The 25,396-nt window shown below is 50.0% G+C and carries 25 protein-coding genes and 1 pseudogene; 19 read left to right on the top strand and 7 right to left on the bottom strand.

Annotated features, from left to right (window positions below; translation table 11 throughout):
* Positions 1-120 precede the first annotated feature (120 nt).
* The 3 genes from MYB54_RS11205 to MYB54_RS11215 all read left to right on the top strand — a co-directional run bounded on the left by MYB54_RS11205 (position 121) and on the right by MYB54_RS11215 (position 2,074).
* The gene (locus tag MYB54_RS11205; protein WP_180788745.1) at positions 121-927 is read left to right on the top strand and encodes an SDR family oxidoreductase; all 807 of its coding nucleotides are present in this window, start codon (positions 121-123) and stop codon (positions 925-927) included.
* Between the two features lie 199 nt (positions 928-1,126).
* On the top strand, positions 1,127-1,423 hold the full coding sequence (locus MYB54_RS11210) for a YciI family protein (RefSeq protein WP_248720786.1): 297 nt from the start codon (positions 1,127-1,129) through the stop codon (positions 1,421-1,423).
* Between the two features lie 198 nt (positions 1,424-1,621).
* The gene (locus MYB54_RS11215) at positions 1,622-2,074 is read left to right on the top strand and encodes an SDR family NAD(P)-dependent oxidoreductase (RefSeq protein WP_248720787.1); all 453 of its coding nucleotides are present in this window, start codon (positions 1,622-1,624) and stop codon (positions 2,072-2,074) included.
* Here the strand turns inward: MYB54_RS11215 and MYB54_RS22090 are convergent.
* A pseudogene (locus MYB54_RS22090) lies at positions 2,064-2,156 on the bottom strand (DUF6500 family protein); the annotation flags it as partial. The gene MYB54_RS11215 and the pseudogene MYB54_RS22090 overlap by 11 nt on opposite strands.
* A gap of 187 nt (positions 2,157-2,343) precedes the next feature.
* Here MYB54_RS22090 and MYB54_RS11225 point away from each other — a divergent pair.
* Together MYB54_RS11225 and MYB54_RS11230 are read left to right on the top strand one after the other, a co-directional pair.
* A complete protein-coding gene (locus MYB54_RS11225; RefSeq protein WP_014915398.1) occupies positions 2,344-2,631 on the top strand; it encodes a VF530 family protein in 288 nt (95 codons plus the stop codon).
* Between the two features lie 5 nt (positions 2,632-2,636).
* Positions 2,637-3,929: a glycoside hydrolase family 10-like protein gene (locus MYB54_RS11230; RefSeq protein ID WP_248720788.1), complete on the top strand. Its 1,293-nt coding sequence runs from the start codon at positions 2,637-2,639 to the stop codon at positions 3,927-3,929.
* Between the two features lie 64 nt (positions 3,930-3,993).
* Here the strand turns inward: MYB54_RS11230 and MYB54_RS11235 are convergent, their stop codons facing one another.
* Complete coding sequence (locus MYB54_RS11235; RefSeq protein ID WP_248720789.1) at positions 3,994-4,221, bottom strand: hypothetical protein; 228 nt, start codon at positions 4,219-4,221, stop codon at positions 3,994-3,996.
* Between the two features lie 516 nt (positions 4,222-4,737).
* On the opposite strand from MYB54_RS11235, the gene MYB54_RS11240 reads away from it, so the two are divergent.
* From MYB54_RS11240 to yddG, 3 genes are all read left to right on the top strand, one after another.
* Entirely contained in the window at positions 4,738-6,123 is a 1,386-nt protein-coding gene (locus MYB54_RS11240) for a diaminobutyrate--2-oxoglutarate transaminase (protein ID WP_248720790.1), read from the top strand.
* A 9-nt stretch (positions 6,124-6,132) separates the two neighbouring features.
* Positions 6,133-7,629, top strand: a complete 1,497-nt coding sequence (locus tag MYB54_RS11245) for a pyridoxal phosphate-dependent decarboxylase family protein (protein ID WP_205595137.1) — start codon at positions 6,133-6,135, stop codon at positions 7,627-7,629.
* Positions 7,630-7,840: 211 nt separating this feature from the next.
* The gene (gene yddG / locus MYB54_RS11250) at positions 7,841-8,752 is read left to right on the top strand and encodes an aromatic amino acid DMT transporter YddG (RefSeq protein WP_248720791.1); all 912 of its coding nucleotides are present in this window, start codon (positions 7,841-7,843) and stop codon (positions 8,750-8,752) included.
* Positions 8,753-8,773: 21 nt separating this feature from the next.
* Here the strand turns inward: yddG and pptA are convergent, their stop codons facing one another.
* Positions 8,774-9,004: a tautomerase PptA gene (gene pptA / locus MYB54_RS11255; RefSeq protein WP_014915392.1), complete on the bottom strand. Its 231-nt coding sequence runs from the start codon at positions 9,002-9,004 to the stop codon at positions 8,774-8,776.
* A gap of 235 nt (positions 9,005-9,239) precedes the next feature.
* On the opposite strand from pptA, the gene MYB54_RS11260 reads away from it, so the two are divergent.
* From MYB54_RS11260 to MYB54_RS11310, 11 genes are all read left to right on the top strand, one after another.
* Complete coding sequence (locus MYB54_RS11260) at positions 9,240-10,130, top strand: hypothetical protein (protein ID WP_248720792.1); 891 nt, start codon at positions 9,240-9,242, stop codon at positions 10,128-10,130.
* Positions 10,131-10,158: 28 nt separating this feature from the next.
* Positions 10,159-11,997 carry a coiled-coil domain-containing protein gene (locus MYB54_RS11265; protein ID WP_248720793.1) on the top strand — a complete coding sequence of 613 codons (1,839 nt, stop codon included), beginning with the start codon at positions 10,159-10,161 and terminating at the stop codon, positions 11,995-11,997.
* A gap of 206 nt (positions 11,998-12,203) precedes the next feature.
* Positions 12,204-12,980, top strand: a complete 777-nt coding sequence (locus MYB54_RS11270) for an MBL fold metallo-hydrolase (protein ID WP_180791876.1) — start codon at positions 12,204-12,206, stop codon at positions 12,978-12,980.
* 45 nt (positions 12,981-13,025) lie between these two features.
* Entirely contained in the window at positions 13,026-13,988 is a 963-nt protein-coding gene (locus MYB54_RS11275) for a GlxA family transcriptional regulator (RefSeq protein ID WP_039517331.1), read from the top strand.
* A 203-nt stretch (positions 13,989-14,191) separates the two neighbouring features.
* Complete coding sequence (locus tag MYB54_RS11280; RefSeq protein WP_014915387.1) at positions 14,192-15,046, top strand: mannosyl-3-phosphoglycerate phosphatase-related protein; 855 nt, start codon at positions 14,192-14,194, stop codon at positions 15,044-15,046.
* A gap of 1 nt (position 15,047) precedes the next feature.
* Positions 15,048-16,265 carry a glycosyltransferase family protein gene (locus MYB54_RS11285; protein WP_248720794.1) on the top strand — a complete coding sequence of 406 codons (1,218 nt, stop codon included), beginning with the start codon at positions 15,048-15,050 and terminating at the stop codon, positions 16,263-16,265.
* A 309-nt stretch (positions 16,266-16,574) separates the two neighbouring features.
* Positions 16,575-17,759: a pyridoxal phosphate-dependent aminotransferase gene (locus MYB54_RS11290; protein ID WP_248720795.1), complete on the top strand. Its 1,185-nt coding sequence runs from the start codon at positions 16,575-16,577 to the stop codon at positions 17,757-17,759.
* A 207-nt stretch (positions 17,760-17,966) separates the two neighbouring features.
* On the top strand, positions 17,967-18,716 hold the full coding sequence (gene ydfG / locus MYB54_RS11295) for a bifunctional NADP-dependent 3-hydroxy acid dehydrogenase/3-hydroxypropionate dehydrogenase YdfG (RefSeq protein WP_248720796.1): 750 nt from the start codon (positions 17,967-17,969) through the stop codon (positions 18,714-18,716).
* 270 nt (positions 18,717-18,986) lie between these two features.
* Entirely contained in the window at positions 18,987-19,337 is a 351-nt protein-coding gene (locus MYB54_RS11300; protein WP_014915381.1) for a DUF1283 family protein, read from the top strand.
* Between the two features lie 143 nt (positions 19,338-19,480).
* On the top strand, positions 19,481-20,092 hold the full coding sequence (locus MYB54_RS11305) for a hypothetical protein (protein WP_248720797.1): 612 nt from the start codon (positions 19,481-19,483) through the stop codon (positions 20,090-20,092).
* A gap of 104 nt (positions 20,093-20,196) precedes the next feature.
* Positions 20,197-20,496, top strand: coding sequence for a DUF1161 domain-containing protein (locus MYB54_RS11310; RefSeq protein WP_014915379.1), 300 nt, complete (start codon positions 20,197-20,199; stop codon positions 20,494-20,496).
* 61 nt (positions 20,497-20,557) lie between these two features.
* On the opposite strand, the gene MYB54_RS11315 is transcribed toward MYB54_RS11310, so the two are convergent.
* The 4 genes from MYB54_RS11315 to MYB54_RS11330 all read right to left on the bottom strand — a co-directional run bounded on the left by MYB54_RS11315 (position 20,558) and on the right by MYB54_RS11330 (position 25,361).
* Positions 20,558-22,045 (bottom strand): MDR family MFS transporter, encoded by a 1,488-nt coding sequence (locus MYB54_RS11315; RefSeq protein ID WP_014915378.1) that lies wholly within the window; start codon positions 22,043-22,045, stop codon positions 20,558-20,560.
* 102 nt (positions 22,046-22,147) lie between these two features.
* Entirely contained in the window at positions 22,148-22,813 is a 666-nt protein-coding gene (bioD, locus tag MYB54_RS11320) for a dethiobiotin synthase (protein ID WP_010296067.1), read from the bottom strand.
* 133 nt (positions 22,814-22,946) lie between these two features.
* Positions 22,947-24,164: a sugar metabolism global transcriptional regulator Mlc gene (gene mlc / locus MYB54_RS11325; RefSeq protein ID WP_039511393.1), complete on the bottom strand. Its 1,218-nt coding sequence runs from the start codon at positions 24,162-24,164 to the stop codon at positions 22,947-22,949.
* A 300-nt stretch (positions 24,165-24,464) separates the two neighbouring features.
* The gene (locus MYB54_RS11330; protein WP_010275135.1) at positions 24,465-25,361 is read right to left on the bottom strand and encodes a LysR family transcriptional regulator; all 897 of its coding nucleotides are present in this window, start codon (positions 25,359-25,361) and stop codon (positions 24,465-24,467) included.
* Positions 25,362-25,396 lie beyond the last annotated feature (35 nt).

The following is a 25,396-nucleotide window of genomic DNA, read 5'->3' on the forward strand; positions in this document are numbered from 1 at the left end:
GCCAGCAGCACTGCTTATTGATTTGCAGTTGCGGGTAATAGCAGCGTCGGTTGTTGTCAGCTAAGTGCATTAGGTTTCATAAAAATCGCTTGTTAGCGGTGCTTCACAGGATACAACAGCATGAAAAAAACGATCATCATCACGGGAGCATCCTCAGGTTTTGGATTGCTCGTTGCCAAAAGTCTGCAAAAAATCGGGCATACAGTCATTGGTACCAGCCGTGAACCCGAGAAGCACCAACACAATGTCCCATTCAAATTGCTGAAACTTGACATTGACAATGAGGACTCCGTTGCCGCTTTCAGACAAAATGTGATAAGTGAAGTCGGCCGTTTAGACGTACTTATCAATAATGCTGGCTATATGGTGACGGGCCTGGCTGAAGAAACATCGATCGATTTGGGCAGGAAGCAGTTCGAAACCAATTTTTGGGGAACTGTGCGGGTAACGAATGCTCTTCTCCCTTTATTCAGGGAACAAAAACATGGGCAAATTATCACGGTCAGTTCGATTGTCGGCCTGATAGGGCCACCCAACCTCTCCTACTACACCGCGTCAAAACATGCAGTACAAGGCTACTTCAAATCACTGCGTTTTGAACTTGATCATTTCAACATCAGCGTGAGTATGGTCGAACCGGTATGGTTTAAAACGAATCTTGGCCATAATGCCGTCGCAGCCACCGGAGAACGTATTGAGGATTATGATTCTTATCGTCTTCAGGCCAATGCCGCTACGCAAAAAGGAATTGAGGACGCCGAATCTCCGGAAGCCGTAGTGAGAACTATCGGTAATCTCATTGAAGCAAAAAAACCAAAATTCAGTAATCCGGTTGGCAAGATGACGGGGATGATTCTTTTCCTGCAACAGTATGCGCCTGGCGTGTTTGAAAGTTCAATTATTAAGAGCGTGAAGAGTGCTGGGTGATCAGCATTCACATATTTTTCTGAGCTGACACGGAGAAGTTTTACATTCATGCATTGAGATAATGCCTGTTTAAATAACTCTGTGTGATGAATGTGCCCTTATCATATTCCGGGTTAAATCTGCGGTGATTATGATGATTCTGGACCGTGTTAATTAACACCTGTTCATATTAAAAAACATCCTGTACCAGGAGAGAATTATGAAATCTTATTTGTGCAAATTTATCCCGCCAAGAAGTGACTTTCTGTCAACAATGACTGAGCATGAGAAACCATTGATGACTCAGCATGGTATTTACCTTAATAGCCTGATGGATCGTGGCACTATCATTGCTCATGGTCCTGTCATTGATGAAAGTGGTGGTTATGGTGTATCGCTGTTTCAAATTGCCGATGAACAGGATATCAGTGAACTAACCTCAGAAGATCCGGTTGTGAAAAATGGCGTGGGACATTATGAGCATTATGTGATGCTCAGCCTTAAGTCTCGTGGCTGATAATTCTATTTCATGATGAATAATAATTTTATTACTTATTGAAGTACAAAGTGAGTATTTATTTACCAATAGATTCAAGCTTAGGATATATCCGCTTACTTTAAACAGCTAAGCGGTGCAGGTAATACGGTTTTCATCGTGATGTTAACTCTCTTTTTTACATATTCATTATTGAATAATGATTAGGAAATGTAAAATATGACAACAGCCCTTATTACCGGTGCTTCCAGTGGCATCGGTGCTGAATACTCACGCCGCCTCGCAGCACGTGGTCACAACCTAGTACTGGTTGCACGCGCAACTGAGCATCTCGAAAGCTTGGCTACTGAATTGCGCAGCGCTCATGCCGTTGACATCGAGGTGATCACTGCCGATCTGACAGACAATGTCCAACTCGAACAGGTAGTTCAGCGCCTTCAGAACGGCCCTTTCATTGATATTCTTGTCAACAATGCAGGTGCAGGTTTGGCGGGCGGATTTGCAGAAGCAGAGTCAGCGAAGATGCAAAATCTTCTGCAGCTTAACGTTGTTGCACCCACCCTTCTCGCTTCTGCTGCGGTAAAAGCGATGGTAAGGGAAAGCAGAGGCAAAGTCACCGATGTCGATTTACATAGCATTAAAATCCCTTATTTATTATTGTCTAGCGTGTAAGGAGAGATATGATCTTTCTGGTTTTTTCAAAGTGGTCTAGCTTCATCGCCATGATCCACCATTGAGCGACTTCCATGAGTAATTACCTTTCCTTGATGATCACTAAGGATGCTCATATTAGCACTTTGCTGATGTAATCCTTTGTATTGGTGCCAACGTTGTCATATTCACATGGCTGCATAGCATTGCCGCTCGCCCCGCTTTCTTGTAACCTTCCCTTGCTACAAGCCGAATCCTGAACACAAAAACCTGAAACTACTGGACGTTACATGACAGCTCATACTTCTAAAGATCCTTTGCATGGCGTCACGCTTGAAATGCAAGTCAATGCACTGGTTGCCCGTTTTGGCTGGGCTGAGTTGGGTAAACGGATCAACATCAATTGCTTTAAAAGCGATCCAAGCGTTAAATCCAGTTTAAAGTTTCTGCGTCGGACACCCTGGGCGCGTGCGGAAGTTGAAGCACTGTACCTTGATTCTCTGGACGGCTCCGCTCCCGTAAAACCAGATGATAGCGCTGTTGATCCCTGGGCTAATAGTCGCAGAAATAAGAGCTAACCAACGTGAAAAAGCCAGTCGTACTGATTGCCGCTGCGCTTCTACTTGTCAGTTGCGCGTCTAAACCACCGAGTTCGCTTGTCACCCCCCTTCCTCCGGTTAAACAGCCGCTTCCGGCGAAATCTCAGCAGAATAAGGAACCCATGCGTGGTGTTTGGCTGGCGACCGTTTCCCGCTTGGATTGGCCGCCGGTAGCATCCGTCAATGCCAGCAGCCCTGCGCTCCGTATTACTCAGCAGCAGGAAGCGCTGACAGGCAAGCTGGATAAATTGAAAAGCCTCGGTATCAATACCGTATTTTTTCAGGTTAAGCCTGATGGTACCGCGCTCTGGCCTTCTAAGATATTGCCCTGGTCAGATATGCTAACGGGCAAGATTGGTGAAGATCCGGGCTACGATCCGCTACAGTTCATGCTGGATGAAGCGCACAAGCGCGGTATGAAAGTCCATGCCTGGTTTAATCCCTATCGCGTCTCCGTTAACACTAAGCCGTCAACTGTGACGGAGCTAAATCGCACCTTGTCGCAAAATCCAGCCAGCGTATTTGTATTGCACCGTGACTGGATCCGCACGGCAGGCGATCGCTTTGTGCTCGACCCGGGCATTTCAGAAGCACGTAGCTGGATCACCAGTATCGTGGCCGAAGTCGTTGCGCGTTACCCTATTGATGGTGTGCAGTTCGATGATTACTTCTATGCCGAATCATCCGGTTCGATGCTTAACGATAGTGAAACCTTTAAAAAACAGGGTCAGGGATTTGGCTCAAAGGCAGACTGGCGGCGGCACAATACACAGCTGTTGATTGAGCAGGTGTCGCGCACAATCAAGCAGTTGAAACCCGAGGTTGAATTTGGCGTCAGCCCAGCAGGCGTATGGCGCAACCGGTCACACGATGCGGCAGGTTCCGACACGCGAGGCGCGGCCGCCTACGATGAAGCTTATGCTGATACCCGTCTGTGGGTGCAACAAGGGCTGCTGGATTACATTGCCCCGCAGATCTACTGGCCTTTCGCTCGTGACGCGGCGCGTTATGATGTCTTGGCAAAATGGTGGGCGGATGTGGTGAAGCCCACAAACACACGCCTTTATATTGGCGTTGCGCTGTATAAAGTGGGGGAACCTTCAAAGAATGAGCCTGACTGGACGATAAATGGCGGCGTGCCGGAGCTGAAAAAGCAGCTCGACTTGAATGAGTCTCTGCCGCAAATCAACGGGACGATTCTGTTCAGAGAGAACTATCTCAATCAACCACAGACCCAGGAAGCGGTTAATTACCTCAGAAACCGCTGGGGCAGTTAGCGCTATACGAAAATAAGCCCGCATAAGGCCTGATAACAGACTTAGCGGGCTTTCTTTTTAATTCTTAAATTTCAAAAACCTTACCGCCTACTGGCACGCCTTGCCCACTCTTGTAATTTCCCCGAACAACGTCTTCTGGGCGGAGATTATTAAATTGTGCATAGTTCGCCACCGCATCCTGCGTAAAACGCCCTGATTCGTCGTGGCTGACATGCGCGCTGCTCTGCTTACGGTAGTACGTGATAGTAATGGTTTTTGGATTATTCATCTGTTGAGTCATATAAATAGCCATCTTTCCTCCGTCATCCGTCTCTGATCGTTAATGTCGATAAATGCCACAGGAATCGTTCAGCCCGCTGTGGCATGTTCGATAATAAAATGCGATATGGGCACTCACCAGCGATGGAACGGCATATGACTTTTTACCTGTGTCGCTAAAATTTCATGCAATATCATGATAAATAAGTATTTTGTTTGATTTTCATGAATAGAAAATGGTCTTGGCATAGGGTATTTGGCGAGAGGTTTGCTGTGTGATTGTCCATCTTCCTGTTCGTTTTTCTCCCAGTGGCAGGAGGATTTTTTTGCTTATTTAATAAGCATGTAAAATAGCCATGGCATCATGATTCGTAGAAATGCAATCAACCGGTTGATTTTTATGTGAAAAAATAAAAGTTTCGAAACGAAATAAATCATTGAGTCGGTGACTGAAAAAACCTATATTGGCCGCGTTTTTCTTATAGTCGTTACGTGTTTAATTCATTTATTCAACTGTGGTTGCCTGTGAGCTCACGGTTGTAGGAGAGATATGATGACGGATAAAGTCCGTATTGACAGTTTAGGTGCGAATTCATTAAACGGAAACAATGAAACCTATTTGGCAAGACAAGCTGAATTTGAATCGAACGTGAGGAGTTATCCACGCAAATTGCCTCTGGCAATTGCGAAAGCCGAAGGCGTGTGGATCACCGATGTTGAGAATAATCAATATCTTGATTGTCTGGCCGGAGCGGGAACGCTGGCGCTTGGACATAACCATCCTGACGTGCTGCAAAGCATCCAACGTGTCATTACTAGCGGCTTGCCGTTACATACACTTGATCTGACAACGCCGTTGAAAGATCAGTTCTCCGAGTATCTGCTTTCCTTACTGCCTGGCCAAGGCAAAGAGTACTGCCTCCAGTTTACGGGCCCTTCTGGTGCCGATGCTGTTGAAGCTGCGCTGAAACTGGCAAAAAAATACACCGGTCGTGCTGGTGTGATCAGCTTCTCCGGTGGCTACCACGGCATGACGCATGGCGCGCTGTCGGTAACGGGTAACCTGTCACCGAAAGAAGCGGTCGACGGCATGATGCCAGAAGTCCAGTTTATGCCTTATCCGCACCAGTACCGCTGCCCGCTGGGTATTGGCGGTGAAGCTGGCGTTAAAGCATTGACCTACTACTTTGAAAACCTGATCAACGACGTTGAGAGTGGCGTACGCAAACCTGCGGCGGTCATTCTGGAAGCCGTTCAGGGCGAAGGCGGCGTTAACCCGGCCCCTGTCGAGTGGCTGCAACGCATCCGTAAAGTAACGCAGGAACACGGTATTCTGCTGATCATCGACGAAGTTCAGGCTGGTTTTGCTCGTACGGGTAAATTCTTTGCCTTTGAACACGCTGGCATTGAGCCAGATATCATCGTGATGTCTAAAGCAGTAGGTGGCGGCTTGCCATTAGCTGTACTGGGTATCAAGAAGCAGTTCGATGCCTGGTCACCGGGCCACCATACCGGTACCTTCCGTGGTAACCAACTGGCGATGGCAACCGGCCTGACGACGTTGAAGCACCTCAAAGACAATCAGGTTGCAAACAAAGTCGCTGAGCAAGGTGAATGGCTGAAAGCCAAACTGGCTGAACTGCAAAAACGTTATCCGGTGATCGGTCACATTCGCGGTCTGGGATTAATGATCGGGATTGAGATTGTTAAGCCTCACGAAGCACAGGATCACATGGGTTGCTACCCGGCTGACGGCGAGCTGTCTGCCCTGTTGCAGAAAAAATGCTTTGAAACGGGCTTGATTCTGGAGCGCGGTGGCCGTCATGGTTGCGTTCTGCGTCTGCTGCCTTCCCTGCTGATCAGCAATGCTGAGTTGGAAATCTTCCTGGATAAATTTGAAAACGCCCTGCTGTCTGCTGGCGTGAAGCCAGTCTGAGTGGAGCGAATGACCACGATGTCCAAGCAAGTTGAAACAGAACTAAACCCGATTTTGGCCTCTTCTGCACAAAGTATCGAAGCCTATCAGGAAGCGATTACGCAGAGTAGCCAAGCTGTTATGCAGTGGCTGCAACAGCCTGAAATGTATCAGGGCAAAACCGTTGCTGAACTGCGTGAACGCATCACGCTGGATTTTAATCCGCAAGGCCTGGGTAACCAGGTCGCTATCGAGCGTGCGATTGAGTACTTTTTGAAAGACAGCCTGTCGGTGCACCACCCGCAGTGCGTCGCTCACCTGCACTGCCCGAGTTTGGTGGTCAGTCAGGCGGCGGAAGTCTTGATTAACGCCACGAACCAGAGCATGGACTCTTGGGATCAAAGCCCGTCAGCCACCATCATCGAGATGAAGCTGATTGAATGGCTGCGTACTCAGGTTGGCTATCAGTCTGGCGATGCGGGCGTGTTCACCAGTGGTGGCACCCAGAGTAACCTGATGGGGCTGATGCTGGCGCGTGATGCCTTCTTTGCCCGTCAGGGACATTCGATCCAGCAAGATGGGTTGGTTGGTAACCTGAAGAAAATTAAAGTGTTCTGTTCTGAAAATGCCCATTTCTCGGTGCAAAAGAACATGGCTTTACTGGGTCTGGGTTATCAATGTGTTACGCTGGTGAAAACCGATCGCTTCGCGCGGATGGATCTGAACGATTTAGCGGAGAAAGTAGCGCTGGCCAAGGCTAACGGCGAACAGATTCTGGCGATTGTGGCAACAGCTGGTACCACTGACGCGGGTGCGATTGATCCTTTACGGGCGATTGCAACACTGGCGGCAGAGCATCAGATTTGGGTACACGTTGATGCAGCCTGGGGCGGCGCACTGCTGCTGTCCGAGAAGTATCGCGATTATCTCGACGGCATTGAATTGGTGGATTCCATTACGTTGGATTTCCACAAACAATTCTTCCAGACCATCAGCTGCGGCGCTTTCTTGCTGAAAGAAGCGCGTCACTATGAGCTGATGCGCTATCAGGCGGCTTACCTGAACTCTGAGTTCGATGAAGCACAGGGCGTCCCTAATCTGGTGTCGAAATCATTGCAGACGACGCGTCGTTTTGATGCGCTGAAACTGTGGATGGGTCTGGAAGCATTGGGCCAACAGCAGTACGCGGCGATCATCGATCACGGCGTTACGCTGGCACAACAGGTTGCACAGTATGTGGATGAGCATGCTTCGCTGGAATTGGTGATGCAGCCACAGCTGGCAAGCGTTCTGTTCCGTTTCCGCCCGCAACAGCTGGCGACAGCGGATGACGCGACTATTGCACTGCTTAACCAACGCATTGGCGATGCATTGCTGGAATCAGGTCGTGCCAACGTAGGTGTCACCGAATTTAACGGTGTTACCTGCCTGAAACTGACGTTGCTGAATCCAACGGTCAGTCTGGACGATGTCAAAGTTCTGCTGGATCTGGTTGAAAGCACGGCACAGCCTCTGCTGACCGCGTAATTCCCCTGCTTTACTGCATCGTGAAAAGCCGATAACAATAACAGGTTATCGGCTTTTTTTATGATGAATTTCCTCGTTCACAATGCATGATTAACGGTTGAATCCGCACTGCATCATGCTTCATCATATCGGGCTTTCTGGCCGTATTATTTCGCGGGCGCGCTGATGCCGTGGCTACGGAATAAATAGAAATTCTGGGATAGATGAATAAATGACATCACAAAAAGCAACGCTAATAGGGTTAATCGCGGTCGTGCTGTGGAGCGCGATTGTCGGGCTAATTCGGAGCGTGAGTGAAGGATTCGGCGCCGTCGGCGGCGCGGCGATAATCTATACGTTAAGCTCGGTGATGCTATTAATGACGGTGGGTTTTCCTAAGATAAAAACCTTCCCGGTACCCTACCTCATCACCGGCAGTATTCTGTTTGTTTGCTATGAACTGTGTCTCTCCCTCTCTCTCGGCTATGCCAACAACAGCACGCAGGCAATAGAAGTCGGCATGGTTAATTACCTCTGGCCGAGCCTGACGATCCTTTTATCCGTATTGGTTAATCGGCAAAAAACCAGTCTGGTTATTATCCCCGGCATGTTGCTTGCCATCACGGGGATTGGCTGGGTATTAGGTGGTGATGAAGGGTTATCCCTGAGCAGTATTATGAATAACCTCTATAGCAATCCATTAAGCTATGGGCTGGCTTTTTGCGGGGCAATTATCTGGTCGATTTACTGCGCGGTGACAAAGAAAATCGCTAACGGCGCGAACGGTATTACTCTCTTCTTTATCCTGACGGCATTAACGCTGTGGGTTAAATATCTGCTCGCTCCTCAACCTGCATTTATTATCAGTACGCCCGTTATTATCAGTTTACTTCTCGCCGCTGGCGCGATGGGGTTTGGTTACGCGGCGTGGAATATCGGTATTCTGCACGGTAATGTCACCGTTCTGGCGACTGCGTCTTATTTCATTCCCGTCATTTCCGCTGCGCTTGCGGCATTTATTCTCAACTCGACGTTAACCGTGGCCTTCTGGCAAGGTGCGGCAATGGTTAGTCTGGGGTCGCTGCTGTGTTGGTGGTCAACCCGCTCCGCTACATTGAAAAACGTCTCGGAGCAGGCCAATTAATACGCCAGGATGCGGGGAAAATTAATACGAATATCCTGGCTTTTTCGGCAACGTGTCCAACTGCGGTTTGATGAACGGGTCGTAAACGTCATCTTTCCAGCGCTCCGGCTGGATTTCGTTCAACGCGACAGAAAGCGATTCGTCGGAAGAACCGAAATGCTTCTTCAGGACCGCAGCAAGATCTTCTGCGACGGCTTTTTTCTCTTCTTCAGACAGATTCCTTGGGAAGTGTTTGACATCAATATGGGGCATGGAATGGTCCTTTTCAGTGATGAAACAGCACGTTGGTTTAGATAGCCAGTTAAGATAGCTAGTGTGCATGAAGACGGCACAGCGCACAAATAACATCATGTTCTCAGATATTACCTCCACGCGTATGACATTCGCCAAACGGCTAAATGCCGTATAGGCAGCAATGTGCCCTATTGTTACCGTAGCCCGTAGAATGACGGCCCCTCACGGGTAACATTAATAGGGAGAATCCAACATGCGGCACTTGAACTATCTCTGGGTTGCTTTTCTCACCATATTTTTTGCTACATCCCTTTCTCTGTCAGCGGCAACTCAAACGCTGACGCCATCCGAAATTGAAGCATTCAATGCGCAGATTACTAACGCGCAGCGTATTGATGCAACCCTCTCCATCAAAGGACAGTGCTACAGCGACAAGGAAGCAGAATTTCAGGCTAATAGTAATGGATTACAGGAAACGGCGGGTGAACTGCACGCCCAGAAACAGAAATTAGCTACCGAGTTAGAGCATGCAGCATTTGCCGCTAAGGAGTTTTCCAACCGTTTCGAAATGGCATCGAGGGAACGGCATGATCTGGAAAACCAGATGCAGGAAATCAAGCATCAAATTCATGCAAGAGAGGCTGAACTTGACAATTGCAAACGTCAGTTTGGTTTTTTGGGTTTCATGTGTGACTTTGCCGGAGAAATTACGGGCCTGAACGGGGATTTGCGCAGGCTGGACGGCGCAAGGAAGGAAATCGACATTCGGGCCTCCGCAGCCAAAGAACGGTACGAGGCAGCACGCAATGAAAATAATCAGGCTGAAGTACGGTTACATGAAAACCAGATGAAGTCTGAGCAAAACAGCGCTGATATTGCGGCAGTCGAAAACAAGATCGGCATGCTCAAAGTCTCATTAGCCGAGATCAGAAAGCTCAAACAAGATAACGCCACCCTACTCGCCAGGTTTACCGACTCTATTGCGGAACTTAACGGTCTCGACCCAGCCTCAGACCGGCGGTTTGTTGTGAATCGCCTGCGCCAAGAATCTGAATCGTTGAATGCTTTACTGCTTAAGTCTCAAGAATTGCTCGACATAAACGGCCTGCAACTTCCGGGTGGCGAGCGTATCTGCACAAACTAACCTTTTTGCTGAATCTGAGGAGAGAAACATGGCTGCTGAAAATAAAATCATCAGTATCGAGTTCGATGTCAATAAACGTATTGACGCCCAAGTCGAGGAAATTCTGGACAGTAATAAGGTGGCGTTGCCTGATGTTAACCACCCTCTGGTTGAGGATTACATCAGGAGGATTGAGGGCACCTATGACGTTTCCCGATCCAAGGAAGACACCGATAACGCTATCGATTTGCTTTATATCGCCTACAACACAACGCCCCAGGAAGAAGGAAAGATCAGGGTCGAAATTGATAAGTTGATGAGTCGCCTGATTGCGGCTCAGCAGGAAAGCGAACAGAAAATGCGCGGCGCGTCGACGGATGCTGAACGGATTCTCAAATTATTACGCACCCTGTTCAGTGACTGGGCGGAGGCCCGTGACAGCAATAATCCTCAGGACCTGCAAGATTTCATTGGCGAGGATTTAGTGGATCTGGCCAAAGAAATCAAGAAACGGGCTGAGCGAGTCAGTGCCGATTTGACAAAGATCGCGAATACCTACGATAGCATTATTGACGATACCACCAAGACGACACAGCAGGGAGAGCTGGCGCTATCTGCGCGTTTGAAAAATAAGGAAAAGATAGAAAAAGAAATTGCTGAGAACAACGCACAACGCGAAAAACTGGACAGCCTGGTACAAGACCTGCAAAACGATATCGCCAAGTATGAAAAAATGGCGAACGAATATAAATCGCAAGCAGAAACGGCTGAGGATCGCGCTTTTATCATGTCTATCGTGAGCGTCGGCGCACAGATGATTTCATCCATGGTTCCGGCAATTACCGCTGGCATCACAGGGGTCGCCACGGGAGGCGCATCGCTGGTTGCCGCCTCAGTCAACTCTACGGCACGGCAGTTGATCAATGCGGAAACGGCGACAGAAGAGAACGACACAACAGCGAAGGCAATAGAAACTAAGGGAAAAATTGCTGACAAACGTACCGAAAAAACGACCGCTGAGCGTGAAAAAGCTGAGCTGGAGAAGAAGAATCAGGAGCTGACGGCCGAAAAGGAAAAAATTGAAGAGGACGCACAGATCGATGCAGACGCGAAAGCGGTACAGCTGGAATCTCTCGATAACAGAATCAAAGACAACAGTGCGGAAATCAAAGAAAAGGTCAGCAAGATTTCGGCGGCAGAAACCGCGCTGAAAGCCTTAAATGCCGCGCTGGAATCCCTTGGCGATAACATGGGAAGAATGGCAGAGAAACAAGAAAAACAGGCGACGGGTCTCCGCGACATGCAGATGAAAATGCTGGAAAAGGTCGAGGCTTATGAAAAAGAGAAACGTACCCAAGCTGCGGAATTGGTAAAAATCAACGCCCTGCTAAAGGGACAACGAACCGAAGAGGAAACCATTCAACTGGCGATCCAGTCTTTGGGCCTGAGCCTCAAAGCGCTGAAGCGGATGCGTGAAATTATTGTCGAAATCTCTTTTTTCTTCAAAACGTTTGCGAATTTCATGCAGAGCGTCGTAGAAAGTTCAACCGAGCAGTCAGACCTGCTCCAGAAAGCGCTCGATCGGAATCAGCCGACGAAAAGTTTCACGAAGCGCATCAAACGGAACACGAATGATTTCTTCATCACTCAAACGGCTGAATGGCAGGCCGTTGGCATCGTGTCAGCCAAGTTTGTGGATAACTTCAAAGACGGCTGGAGCAAGCTGAATAAATTGAGCGGCACGTACCTGACTGGTGATGAACTGAAATCCTATCTCACTACCTCGGCAAGCCAGATCGAGGACATCGCCTTCAAACGTAAGCAGGCTGCATCGGCCAAACTGGAAGAACTAAACCGGTATCGCGATCGCATACAGTCGAAAGCGTAAATCAACCGAGTGGTTACCCTTATTCCTGCCTCATTCTGAGGCAGGAATTTCAGCTAGCTGATGATAAACAATCCGCTTGAGACAAATTGACCTAAACTCATCGAAGTGTGTCATTCAGGCCACTGTTAGCGATCTGCCAGATTCTTATACTGCTCCTGTTTGGCGCGTAACAGCGCTACCAGTTAACCGGAGATGGGAGCAATAAGATGAAAATAACGCAGATTCGCAATGCGACATTACGACTGGAATTTGGTGGAAAAACGTTTCTTATTGACCCGATGCTGGCACCAAAGGCGACCTATCCCGGCTTCCCGGGAACGGCAAATGCACATCTGCGTAATCCACTGGTCGATCTTCCTCTGCCTATGGCGGCAATTCTGGATGTTGATGCCGTGATTGTGACGCATACGCACCTCGACCATTGGGATGATGCAGCCATCGACGCTATCCCGAAAACAATGCCGATCTTCAGCCAAAATACACAGGATGCTGACATCATTCGGCAAGCGGGGTTTACCTCCGTACGTGTATTGGGTGAGCAGACGGAATACGACGGCATAACGCTGATCAAAACATCCGGCCAACACGGTTCTGATGAAACCTATGCTAATCCACAGATGGCGGAACGACTGGGTGATGTCTGCGGGATTGTCTTTCGACATGCCTATGAAAAATCGTTTTATCTGGCGGGCGATACCGTCTGGAATCAGCATGTTATTGCTGCACTGACGCACCACACTCCCGATGTGGTGGCGCTGAATATCGGCAATGCGGTTATTCCCGGCTTCGGTTCTATTATCATGGGAAAAGAAGATGTACGACGTGTGCATCAGCTTGTACCCAATGCAGCGATAGTCGCAACGCATATGGAAGCGGTGAACCATTGCCTTCTGAGTCGTGTTGAACTGCGTGACTATTTGCACGAAGAAAAACTTCAGTCCGTCGCGCACGTACCGAACGATGGCGAAAGCGTACAATTCTGAACTGGGTAATAACCAGAACCTATTGATGATTTAATGAGGGCTATTATGGCTGTGCTAACCGTTGCGGTGGTTGTCTCCGAGAATTTTAGCCCGTTTCATTTATCTATACCGAGCATGGTTTTCAGCGACATGCTCTATGAAAAAAAACAGTTTGAGATCTTTTTCTGTGCAGAAAAACCGGGCATGGTGGCATCAGAACACGGATTTTCTATCAACGTTGAACACGGATTTTCCGCGTTGGAAAAAGCCGACCTTATCGTAGTCCCGCACTGGAGCCATCCGGAAACGCGCCCTTCTGCACCGCTTCTGGATGCGTTACGCATTGCCGAAGCCCGCAAAGCACAGATCGCAGGATTATGCTTGGGGACTTATGTTCTGGCTTATGCCGGGTTACTAGATGGCCGCCGCGCCTCGACACATTGGGCGTTTGAGCAGGATTTTATCGCCCGCTTTCTTCATGTACAGTTGGATACCAACGCGCTCTATGTCGAAGACGAACATCTGATTACGTCTGCGGGCACGGTAGCGGCAATAGACTGCTGCCTTTATCTGGTTCGTCAACATTGCGGCAGCGCTATCGCTAACCGCGCCGCCCGCCGTCTGGTGATCCCGCCTTACCGTGAAGGTGGACAGGCTCAGTTTATTGAACATCCGGTGCCGGAAAATACACGGGATAGTAAAATCAATCAACTGCTGGACTATCTGCGCAGCCATCTCAGTTCGCCCCACTCTTTGGATGCGCTGGCAAGCCGTGTGCAGATGAGTCGCAGGACATTTACCCGACATTTCTTCCGAGCCACAGGCATGACGGTTAGCGACTGGTTAACGGCGGAACGGCTCCATCATAGCCAGGCATTGCTGGAATCGACCTCCCACTCCATCGAAGCGATTGCGGATAATGTGGGTTTTCAGTCAGTAGTAACCTTTCGACAGCAGTTCAAACAGCGTTTTAGCGTTAGCCCGACCGACTGGCGTAAAACGTTCCAGGATAAAAGCTGCGTCCGCTGATGCTCATCAGCCTGCCGAAAAATAGCCAGATCATTATATTATTGGTGAAGATACGGATTGCCTCCTATCCTTAAAGTGTGATTATGCTCACAATCATTAATACCACGAACACAACACCTCACTGACAAACACGCGCCCTTTCTGACTAACGCTAATCATTCATCGTTACTCTCTGTTTATCCACGATAAAACATGGAGAACCCATGCAAACGCGTAATACGAAGCTGATTATTTTCAGCGATCTCGACGGATCGTTACTCGATCATGAGACTTATCGGTGGGATGCCGCGCAACCGTGGCTGACGCGACTGGCGAATGAAGGAATTCCACTGATTATCACCACCAGTAAAACGGCGGCTGAAGTTGAGCCCTTACGGCGGGCGCTCGGGCTGGAACCGTATCCCTATATTGCGGAAAACGGCGCCATTGCCGTGCTGCCGACGACATGGCAATCACATCCTGATTATCCAAGGAAGAGGATTGGTGCAGGGTATTCCGTTATCCGCACTCAGCTGGAATCGCTGCGCGCATCCGGTTTCCGTTTCAAAGGCTTTGGCGATATGAGCTGTACGGAAATAGCAGAGATGACGGGATTAGTCACGCAAGACGCCCAGCGGGCGCAACAGCGAGAAGCCACTGAACCGCTGCTATGGCTGGATGAGCAAAATGCCCTACTGCGTTTTTGCCAGTTATTGGCAGAGGCGGGTCTGGCTCTGACTCAAGGTGGTCGCTTTTATCACGCCATGAGTGCCCAAACGAGTAAGGGATTCATGGTTAACTGGATAAAAACACAGTATATCGAGAAATACGGTACTGACGTCAAAACACTTGGGCTGGGCGACGGTCCGAACGATATATCTCTGTTATGCGCGGTGGACTACGCCGTATTAATTAAAAGAAAGGTAAATCAAATAATTAACCTGCCTGAATCGTACAGCGGCGAGCAATATTGCACGCAGAAGTCAGGGCCCCAAGGCTGGAGTGAAGGACTGGATCATTTTATCGGCAACGAGTATTTCTCGGCACGACATAGCCGCAAGAGAGTATGGGGTGCATAGGATGAGCGAATTTTATCAAGATGGCATCATTACCAATTTTCACAATCTCACTCAGAGAAGCACGGAAGAGTTGGAGTCTGAACTTCAGGTATTTTCTGGGCAAAACAGTATGGGGCTGATTCTGCCATCGCTGTACTCTGAGCTGGAAGGCCCCGCGCTGAGCCACATTGTCGATCAACTGTCTCAGGTTTCTTACCTTGGCGAAATTGTGATTGGATTGGATCGCGCCGATCGGGAGCAGTTTCTTTACGCCCGAAAATTCTTCTCTCGCCTGCCGCATCGACATCGCATTCTATGGAACGATGGCCCGCGCCTGAAAGCGCTCAGCGACGAACTGGCAGAAAAGTCACTGGCACCGGAGGAACCGGGCAAGGGCCGGAATGTCTGGTTTTGTGTCGGTTACACGCTGGCATCGCGTCGTTCTGATTGTGTCGCGCTACATGATTGTGACATTGTCACCTATGACCGTGCAATGCTGGCTCGCCTACTCTATCCCGTGGCGAATCCGCACTTTAATTACGACTTCTGCAAGGGCTATTACGCCCGTGTTGCAGAGGGAAAACTGAATGGCCGTGTGGGGCGTCTGCTGGTCTATCCGTTACTGAAATCGCTGCAAAAGGTCTACGGCAATTCCGACTATCTGGATTACATGCGCAGTTACCGCTATCCGCTTTCCGGTGAGTTTGCGATGCGCACCACCATTCTGAACAACCTGCGTATTCCTGGCGATTGGGGACTGGAAATTGGCGTGCTGTCAGAAATTTATCGCGGAACCGCCACCCGCCGCATTTGTCAGGTGGATATCGCCGATCGCTACGACCATAAACATCAGCCGATGTCTGAAGGCGATCCTAACGCGGGGTTGCAGCGCATGGCGGCGGACATCACAAAAGCGCTGTATCGCAAGCTGGCGATTCTCGGTGTGAATATCTCCACGGACTCTTTTCGCGTCCTGCGGGCGACCTACTATCGCACCGCGCTTGATATGATCGATGCTTTCGAGCATGACGCACGTATGAACGGCCTGAGTTTCGACCGTCATAAAGAGGAGTCGGCGGTGGAGTTATTTTCTGATGTCATCACCTTTGCTGGTCATGCCTATAGCGATGTCCTGGGTGACAAACCGTTTGTGCCGAGCTGGAACCGCGTGCAGTCCGCGTTTCCCGATATCCTTGAGCGGTTGTATGCGGCGGTAGAAGCCGACAATCAGGAAACGTGATGCCTTCCGCTATGTACTCGCTATCCCATAGGGCAAACGCATCATGATGCATCATTGGCTGCGTCATGATGGATCTCTTGCATAAGTAATTCATATCATTCGATTTTATCACTCAATGAATAAACCAATTTTTCTTACCTTTAATCGACACGTCAGAAAGTGCAGCATTTCCCGCCAGGCGGGCATGTTTGTCGTAAGAAAATATTATTTCACCTATTTGACAAGGCATTAGCGTTCAATCGATTAATGAAGTTGGCGCGCTTTATGCTTTAGCTCTCCTGTCATTATGTAACTAAGGAGAGTGTTTTGATGAATTTTTTAATCAATGAAAGCGACGTGTTAAACCCAAAACGCAGAGCATTATTAAAACTTTCGGGCGCCCTGCTGGGAACGGCGGCGGTAACAACAGGGTTAAGCTCGCGGGTTTTTGCCGAGACTCAACCCGAGAATGCTGCATTTACCGCACCGTCGGCCACTAACCCAATCCGTATTAACTTCAATGAAAATCCTCTCGGTATGTCGCCCAAAGCGCAAGCCGCCGCGCGCGAGGCTGTCGTGAAAGCCAACCGCTATGCAAAGAATGAAATTTTACTGCTTGGCAATAAACTGGCGGCACATCATCAGGTCGAGGCTCCTTCCATCTTGCTGACGGCCGGATCGTCCGAGGGTATTCGAGCAGCAATCGAAGCCTACGCGTCGCTGGATGCACAACTGGTGATTCCTGAACTAACCTATGGCGACGGCGAGCATTTCGCCAAAATTGCCGGAATCAAGGTGACGAAAGTCAAGATGCTCGATAACTGGGCCTTCGATATTGAAGGACTAAAAGCCGCCGTGGCAGGTTACAGCGGCCCTTCCATCGTTTATCTGGTCAATCCGAATAACCCAACGGGCACGATTACGCCAGCGGATTTCATCGAACCGTGGATTGCCAGCAAGCCAGCCAATACGATGTTTATCGTCGATGAGGCTTATGCCGAGTTCGTCAATGACCCGCGCTTTCGCTCAATTTCACCGATGATCACGCAGGGGGCAGAGAACATTATTTTGCTCAAAACGTTCTCCAAAATACATGCTATGGCCGGTATGCGCGTTGGGTATGCCGTCGCCCATCCCAACGTCATTGCGTTGATGGGACGGTATGTCGCGGGCGAAAAAATCAACTTTAGCGGCGTGGATGCCGCATTGGCATCCATGGACGATGCAGCATTCATTACCTACAGCAAAAAGAGTAATGATGTGTCACGTCAAATCCTGCTGAAAGCGTTGGATGATCTGAAACTGCCTTACTTACCGTCAGAGGGAAATTTTGTTTTCCACCAGTTGGTCGTGCCGCTGAAGGATTACCAAAAGCATATGGCAGACGCGGGCGTGTTGATTGGTCGCGCGTTTCCTCCGGCGGATAACTGGTGTCGTATCTCGTTAGGGACACCGCAGGAAATGCAGTGGGTCGCGGATACCATGTGCGAATTCCGTAACAAGAACTGGATTTAATCCTTCGTAATACCCACCTTGCCGCACCGCAGTGGCCGACATTCGCCTCTCGTTCTGAGGGGCGATTATTCCTGAACCGTATCGTTGAAACCGGAGTAACGCTTGACCCACGGGGAATTGCGCGGCTAAATGATCGCATGCCTTTCATTATTTATATTGATATCAGGCACAAGCAACATATGAAAACGGTCAGGGAGAAATAAGAGCATGATTATTTTTGTTACCGGTGCAACGGCTGGGTTTGGTGAGTCAATTACGCGTAAATTCATTAGTGCAGGCCATAAAGTGATCGCAACTGGCCGCCGTCAGGAACGTCTGGATGCGCTGAAGGCAGAACTGGGCGATGCGCTGTATCCGTTAAAACTTGATGTGCGCGACCGTCAGGCGATTGAACAGGCTGTTGCTGCACTGCCAGCCGAATGGCAGACAATTGATGTGCTGGTGAACAACGCCGGGCTAGCACTGGGTCTGGAACCTGCGCATAAAGCCTCGGTAGACGATTGGGAAGACATGATCGATACCAACAACAAAGGGCTGGTGTTCATGACACGTGCGCTGCTGCCTGCCATGGTGGAACGTAATATCGGTCACGTCATCAATATCGGTTCTACCGCAGGAAATTGGCCATATGCAGGCGGTAACGTGTACGGTGCCAGCAAGGCGTTCGTACAGCAGTTTAGCCTGGGATTACGTGCCGATCTGTCTGGTACCCGAATCCGTGTAACGAATATCGAACCGGGCTTGGTCGGTGGAACGGAGTTCTCGGCCGTGCGTTTCAAAGGTAACGATGACAAAGTCAGTAAAACCTATGACAACACGACGCCGCTGACCGCCGAAGATGTATCCGAAGCCGTTTTCTGGGTCGCCACCCTGCCAGCACACGTCAATATCAATACGCTGGAAATGATGCCAGTCAGCCAATCTTTTGCTGGGTTAAGCGTACACCGCGAAGGCTAATCATTACTGAAACACAAGAATTAAGGGCATGAACACGGTTTCATGCCCTTTTCTATGGGTCACACACTGGAGTTTGCCAGATACTGAGCGGTTATAGTGCCGTTGAAGCGAAGGATGTATACTTCTCGCTATAGGTAACCTTCCTTTTTGCACAATGCGCGGAGGTTACAGGGAACGGCGGTCGTCTTTTGTTGTCTATCGCTTGCCGTGCGCTTTATCGTTCCGCGGCACCGGCGTTTGTTTTTATCATTCGTTCTGTCAAGGTGAAACATGAACCACTACTCTTTTTCTTCTCTGATTCGGGCTCTCATCCCGCTTTCTTTGGTTATCGTTTCCGCTGCCTGGCAGCCTGCCGCACTGGCAGATACGCGCCACATCATTGTTGATTCCGGCGACAGCGCATTGTCGAAAGAAGCCGCGCGTCAAAGCAAAGAGCAATGGGACTCAACCCGCTCACTGCGTAATAAAGTGAATAACCGCGTTGAGAAAGAATTCGATAAAACGGAAAAAGCGATTGATGGGCGTGAAAAATGCAACGCCAGCTATAACGTCAATGCTTACTGGGAAAGCACGACAGAACGCTGTCTCGACCGCCGCAGTGGCCGCCCCGTTACCCCCTGATTTTTCACCCACGCCTTCTGGCGTGGGTTTCCCCTTTTCTCTTTGTCGTAGCCTGCGCCCGAAGGTGCCATCACCGTTAAACTCAACGATTATCGCTCGTACCAACACGCATTTTTATTCAAATGGAGTGCATCAGGATGAATATGGATTTAGCACGATTATTTCCACGCGCTTTTCACCTCAAACTGTGGGGCGTGTTTATCATGTGTCTCTTGGTCAGTTCGTGTGCAAGCACTTATCCGAAGACGGATAACATCACAGCTATCACCAATAACAATGGGACGCTTATCGCTGAGTCTGCTGACTACGTTTATAAATTCTCCGACGCCCGCGCTCAAAAAGAGTATCAGGACTATTACGCATTTTATCGTGATTACAAAGACATCATCACCGGCGTGAGGGTCGATTTTTCTCTCCGTAATGGTCAGGTCTATGCGAGGTATAAAAACGTGATTGATACTCGCCGATTAACCAAAGAGCAGGAAGTCGATTTACGCGAACTCTACGCGGCGAACATTCCCACGACAAATGGGAAAGGTGAAGTCACCTTTAGCGCAAACGGCACATTCAGTAAGAAAGAAGGTTCACTGGTCAGCTCGACCCAAAATGGGCGTCTGCCGCAGCCTATTCCAGTAGTCATCAACAGCAGTGATAACTCCGGCAAAGAGGTGCTGCTTGCTCCCCTCATGATTCCAGCCGTTGTCCTTTTCCCGCTATTTATGATGTATGGCTGCGCTACCGGGCCCTGCGTTTAACCTTCTCCGGGCCATCATTGATGGCCTGAATCCGCGGCTTTTTCGCGTTATCGTCATCGTTTGATATACTCAAAGAGACTTTTTTCAGAGAAAAGGATCAAAAGATGAAAAAAACCGTCATTTTTGGTGCCGCGTTATTCCTGGTTGCTCCGTTGGCTGCACAGGCATCTTGCGAGAGCGTGAAAGCGGATATTGCCCAGAAAATCATCGCCAACGGCGTACCAGAATCCGGTTTTACGCTGGATATTGTCCCGAACGATCAGGTGAATCAGGCCGGAGGTCAGGTGGTTGGTCACTGCGAGAGTGATACTCACAAGATTGTTTACACCCGCCATGCTGAGGGCGACGCCAATACAGAAAGTGCGCCAGCGCCAGCAGAAGGTCAACCGACGACCACACCGTAACCCTTCCTCTGGATGTTCAAAATAAATGTTCAAAAGGCGCTTTCGCGCCTTTTCTTTTGCCTTATTTTTGTCGGGTTTCAACCTGCCCTGGTCGCTGGCTCGCGGGGATCATTCTGGCGGAAAGCAGCGTGATAGCCGCGATGAGTGCAGAAACGATAAATACGCCGTGGATAGACGAGGCGACTTGCGATGCCAGCGTATCGAGCTGGTTTACGCTCAGCAGGATACGCTTAGCGGGATCCATCAGCGTCTGGAGTGGATCGCTCACTTCCGGTAATCGCCAGTGCAGACTGATGTTCAGCGTCGCGCCAAGGATTGCCGTTCCCAGTGCGGAACCCAGCATGCGGGTAAACATGGCAGAGGCCGTTGCAATGCCGCGGATGGAGTAGTCCACCGAGTTTTGTATCGATACCAGAAACGTGGTGCTACTTAGCCCCATTCCTGAACCGATCAAAAATGCCGCGAGCCGCGCCCACATCAGGTTGCTGTCCGGTTGAACGGTTAGCAGCGTCAGGCTACCGATAATCAACACAATACCGCCGAGCATTGCCGTAAACCGGTAAGACGTCCACAGCATTAAGCGCCCGCTCAGCGTGCTGGCCAGTGGCCATCCAATCGACATCATCGCCAGTATACTGCCGGCTTCCAGCGGCGTTTTCCCCATCACGCCCTGGATAAACGTTGGCAAAAAGGCGCTCACACCCATCATGGCGGCCCCGACGACCAAGCCACCGAGATTACCGGCGATAATGACCCGATTGCGCCACAGCGCCAGCGGAAACAGCGGCTCCGGCGTACGCTTTTCCTGTCGAACTAACAGAATGCTGCCGACAGCAGAGATCGCAAGCAGCGGGATCACCCAGTAGCCAAACACCTCAGCCTGTAGCAGCGCCATCAGCAAACTGGCGACGGACACAATCAGATAGAACGCCCCCATCCAGTCCAGTTGATGCTGGCGTACGGCATTGATCGTTGGCAGATAACGCGCCAGCAGGAAGATGGAGAACAGCCCAATCGGCACGTTGACCCAGAAGACCAGCGCCCAGTTGAAGTGTTGCACGATAAACGCCCCCAGCAGCGGGCCGATAATCGCGGAAAAGCCCCACACGCTGGACAAATAGCCCTGTATTTTCGGACGCTCGGTTGAGCTATACACATCAGCAACAATGGTGAAGGCAATCGGCGTAATCGCGCCCGCCCCCAGCCCTTGCAAAGTGCGGAAGACGATCAGCCAGCCCATCTGCGTCGAGAATCCGCATAGAATCGACCCCAGCAAGAACACGATCATGCCGAAGAAGAATATCTTTTTGCGGCCATACAGGTCGGCCAATCGGCCATAAATTGGAATACTGATCGACTGTGTCAGCAAATAACCCGCAAAGACCCAGCCCAATAGGGAAAACCCGCCTAAATCGGCGATGATGGTCGGCAGCGCGGTGGCGACAATCGTCACTTCAATCGCGGCCGTGAACATAGCCAACATACAGGCAATTAAAATCCAATGGCGATGTGGGACAGGTGTTTGCTGCTGGTTATTCTCTGTTTTCATTATATTTTCAGGATAAGAAGAAAAACTGCCTGTGAGTATAACAGGTGGCGTGGCGGAGAAAATTTATTCCCGCAGAGAAGCGGGAATAGAAGACGAAAGAAATTAGTAACTGACGGCAGAAAGATCGATATAAGACGAGAGATCCCGCTGTTCGGCGCGCGGCAAGTAAGGCAGTTCACCCAGCTGCGGTGCCGGAATTTTTTTCCGCAGAACGTGAATGATTTCTGCGTAATTCGCCAGTCCGGGGTTAATACGGTTAGCGACCCAGCCAACCAGCGGCAAACCATCGTTGATGATCGCCTGTGCCGTCAGCAGCGCATGGCTGATGCAGCCCAGTTTGATGCCAACAACCAGCACGACAGGTAGCTGTTCCTGCACCACCCATTCGGAATACGGACGCAGATCGTTCATGACGGTTCGCCATCCGCCTGTCCCTTCAACCACCACGATATCCGCCGTCTCACCCATGTGGCGCAGGCCTTGCGTCATCGTGCAGTAATCAATGGTTCCTTCACTGGCGCTGATTTCATCTTCCCGCAATGCGATAGGGTTAACCATGTTATAGGGCAATTCGAGCGTCGAGGCCGCCTGTAGCAACAGTGCATCTTTATTACGCAGGCCTGCTTCCGTCTCTTCGCACCCTTTTGCTATCGGTTTGTAGCCCGCAACCGATTTGCCTGCCAGCGCCAGTTTTTGCAGTAGCGCCTTGGATACCACCGTTTTGCCAACGGCGGTATCAGTACCAGTGACAAAAATACGTTTCAACATGGGATAACTCCAGACCACCTGAATACCAAAAAACAAGCACAGCCAAAATGCTTTCCAAGCGTGAAAGTCTAGGCTATGCCTCATTCGGGCGGTTTGCGTTAGCGCAATGTTTTGTTGCTCTACGCCTTTATGGTTATCCCTGTAGCAATTTAACCAGCAGCGATCCGTTATAGAGCGCGTCTTTTACCAGTGCCGCTCCAGGCATCGTACCCTGATTGTAGAACTGGGTCGCTTCCACCTGGATGTTGTGGCTATAGGGCGGGAATGATTGCTGTTGAATACAGCCTAAAATGGCGGGGTGTAAAATACTGGCCGCTTTATTCAGGGGGGAGCCCACCAGAATTTTATCGGGATTGAAGAGATTCACCATGATGGCGACTATTCGCCCTACGTTATGGCCGACATCGTTAATGATATCTTTGGCTAACTGATCGCCTTTGAGCGCCGCGTCACACAGGTTCTCAACGCTAAGCGGCGAACCGTGCAGAAGTGAACTCATGGAGGTATTCATGCGCTGTTGCGCCAGTTCCAGCATATTTTCCGTGCTGGCGACGGTTTCCAGACAGCCGTGATTGCCGCAATAGCAACGTTTGCCATAAGGATCGACCTGCGTGTGCCCGATTTCGACCAGATTTCGACTCCCTGCGTGCAGGATACGGCCACCAGTAATTACGCCCGCGCCGACGTTATGGTCGATCACCACCTGAATCACATTTTGGCAATCGCGCGATGCGCCGTATAGCGCTTCGGCCATCGTCCAGGCGCAGATATCGTGCTGCAAATACACGGGCAACCCCGTGCGCTGTTCCAGCGCGGGGCCAATCGCCATTTCCTCAACGTCATAAAACGGCATCCGGTGAATGATGCCCTTGCTGGCATCAATCATGCCCGGCGCGGTAATGGCGATTGCCGTTAGTCGCTCCAGCCGCTTTTGATGACGAATAAAAAATTGGTCAATCTCATTCAGAATACGTTCAAGCAGCGGCTGCGATGACGTAGCGGGAAGCGGGATTTCCTCTTCCACAACCAGCTTGCTGCTGAGATCGCGCAGCGCCAATAACAGGGTATTGTGGCTGATACGTGCGGAAAGATAGTGCCAGGCTTCGGTATCCAGAATCAGGCCGATTGCGGGACGCCCCCTGCTGCCCACATCCTGGTATTCGGTTTCCTGTACCAGATGGGCTTCCAGCAGTTCGCGGACGATTTTGGTAATACTGGCGGGCGCGAGCTGAGCGCGTTTGGACAGTTCGATACGTGATATCGGGCCGTACTTATCGATCAACCGATACACCGCACCGGCATTCATTTGTTTGATTTGATCGATGTGTCCTGGTTGACCGTCGGATATCACAAACCTGGCTCCTACTCATTATATACCCGTCATACTTCAAGCTGCATGTGCGTTGGCTTCAGTCAGTCACCCGAATCACTTACCTGAGTAAGCTCATCGGGATTCCTTCCCTTGCCGCCTTCCTGCACCCCGAATTATTTAGGGTATATCTGGCACTGCTGTTGAAAAATTTATCTTTATTATTGCGGCATGACTATTTTTCACGCTGCAAAATAAAAAAACTGCGGGTATGGTGGGGCTTTTCACTAAACTCGTCAAATATTTGATTCGTTATGTGATTTAGCGCGCATATTTTAACGATTATCCGCCCAGCATCAGCGACATCAGCACTTTCGCAGCAGCACTTTGCGGCTGATGTCGTGCCGTCACCAGCCAGACTTCCGTTGTGGCGTCTTCTTCTTCCAGCAGCAAATATTTCACGCCATCGACCCGAATACGCAAAAACGATGCTGGCAAGATGGACACGCCCAATCCCGCGGATACCAGGCCGACGATGGTCATCGCCTCGCCCACTTCCTGCGTAATGTAGGGGCTGATGCCATAGCGTTTCAGCAGCGTCAGCGTATCGTCATACAGCGCCGTTCCAACCGCGCGCGAAAAGAAAACGAACGGCTCATTTGCCAGCTGTGTGATGTTGATTGCTCGCCCTGCGTCCTGTTGCGCTAGCGGATGGGACTCCTGCACGACAGCGATCAGCGGTTCACGCAGCAGCAACTGATGATCCAGCGCGTCTGGCAACGGATTATTGCGCATAATGCCGATATCAAGCTTACCGTTCAGCAGCGGTTCAATTTGCTGCTTGGTGTTAAGCTCCATCATCTGAATATGCACTTCCGGGTATGTTTGGCGAAAACGCAGCAGGCTGCTGGAGATCTTTTTGATAAACGGTGCGGACGAGGTAAAGCCAATCGTTAATTCCCCAATTTCACCGCGTTGAATGCGGGACGCCCGTTCCGCCGCCTGATCAACCTGACTGATAATCGACCAGGCCTCTTTCAGGAACATCTCGCCTGCTGGCGTGAGCTGGACATTCCGGTTGTTGCGCGCCAACAATTTTGCCCCCACCTGCTCCTCCAGAATCTGAATCTGTTGGCTTAGTGGCGGCTGTGAAATGCGTAATCGTTCTGCGGCTCGGCCAAAATGCAGCTCTTCCGCGACCGCGATAAAATAGCGAAGGTGACGTAGTTCGATATTCATACTTTAAACATATCAATCATGATTATTAATATATT

Source organism: Pectobacterium nicotianae, assembly GCF_023272715.1.
Lineage (GTDB): Bacteria > Pseudomonadota > Gammaproteobacteria > Enterobacterales > Enterobacteriaceae > Pectobacterium > Pectobacterium brasiliense.

Bases quoted from the DNA above. Each gene is read 5' to 3' on its own strand.
- MYB54_RS11235 (WP_248720789.1), bottom strand. From the start codon at position 4,221: ATGGCTATTTATATGACTCAACAGATGAATAATCCAAAAACCATTACT.
- MYB54_RS11330 (WP_010275135.1), bottom strand. From the start codon at position 25,361: ATGAATATCGAACTACGTCACCTTCGCTATTTTATCGCGGTCGCGGAA.
- MYB54_RS11215 (WP_248720787.1), top strand. From the start codon at position 1,622: ATGACAACAGCCCTTATTACCGGTGCTTCCAGTGGCATCGGTGCTGAA.
- MYB54_RS11280 (WP_014915387.1), top strand. From the start codon at position 14,192: ATGCAAACGCGTAATACGAAGCTGATTATTTTCAGCGATCTCGACGGA.
- MYB54_RS11225 (WP_014915398.1), top strand. From the start codon at position 2,344: ATGACAGCTCATACTTCTAAAGATCCTTTGCATGGCGTCACGCTTGAA.
- MYB54_RS11240 (WP_248720790.1), top strand. From the start codon at position 4,738: ATGATGACGGATAAAGTCCGTATTGACAGTTTAGGTGCGAATTCATTA.
- MYB54_RS11210 (WP_248720786.1), top strand. From the start codon at position 1,127: ATGAAATCTTATTTGTGCAAATTTATCCCGCCAAGAAGTGACTTTCTG.
- MYB54_RS11265 (WP_248720793.1), top strand. From the start codon at position 10,159: ATGGCTGCTGAAAATAAAATCATCAGTATCGAGTTCGATGTCAATAAA.
- ydfG (WP_248720796.1), top strand. From the start codon at position 17,967: ATGATTATTTTTGTTACCGGTGCAACGGCTGGGTTTGGTGAGTCAATT.
- MYB54_RS11270 (WP_180791876.1), top strand. From the start codon at position 12,204: ATGAAAATAACGCAGATTCGCAATGCGACATTACGACTGGAATTTGGT.
- MYB54_RS11290 (WP_248720795.1), top strand. From the start codon at position 16,575: ATGAATTTTTTAATCAATGAAAGCGACGTGTTAAACCCAAAACGCAGA.
- MYB54_RS11205 (WP_180788745.1), top strand. From the start codon at position 121: ATGAAAAAAACGATCATCATCACGGGAGCATCCTCAGGTTTTGGATTG.
- MYB54_RS11310 (WP_014915379.1), top strand. From the start codon at position 20,197: ATGAAAAAAACCGTCATTTTTGGTGCCGCGTTATTCCTGGTTGCTCCG.
- MYB54_RS11245 (WP_205595137.1), top strand. From the start codon at position 6,133: ATGACCACGATGTCCAAGCAAGTTGAAACAGAACTAAACCCGATTTTG.
- MYB54_RS11285 (WP_248720794.1), top strand. From the start codon at position 15,048: ATGAGCGAATTTTATCAAGATGGCATCATTACCAATTTTCACAATCTC.
- MYB54_RS11260 (WP_248720792.1), top strand. From the start codon at position 9,240: ATGCGGCACTTGAACTATCTCTGGGTTGCTTTTCTCACCATATTTTTT.
- pptA (WP_014915392.1), bottom strand. From the start codon at position 9,004: ATGCCCCATATTGATGTCAAACACTTCCCAAGGAATCTGTCTGAAGAA.
- MYB54_RS11300 (WP_014915381.1), top strand. From the start codon at position 18,987: ATGAACCACTACTCTTTTTCTTCTCTGATTCGGGCTCTCATCCCGCTT.
- MYB54_RS11275 (WP_039517331.1), top strand. From the start codon at position 13,026: ATGGCTGTGCTAACCGTTGCGGTGGTTGTCTCCGAGAATTTTAGCCCG.
- bioD (WP_010296067.1), bottom strand. From the start codon at position 22,813: ATGTTGAAACGTATTTTTGTCACTGGTACTGATACCGCCGTTGGCAAA.
- MYB54_RS11315 (WP_014915378.1), bottom strand. From the start codon at position 22,045: ATGAAAACAGAGAATAACCAGCAGCAAACACCTGTCCCACATCGCCAT.
- yddG (WP_248720791.1), top strand. From the start codon at position 7,841: ATGACATCACAAAAAGCAACGCTAATAGGGTTAATCGCGGTCGTGCTG.
- MYB54_RS11305 (WP_248720797.1), top strand. From the start codon at position 19,481: ATGGATTTAGCACGATTATTTCCACGCGCTTTTCACCTCAAACTGTGG.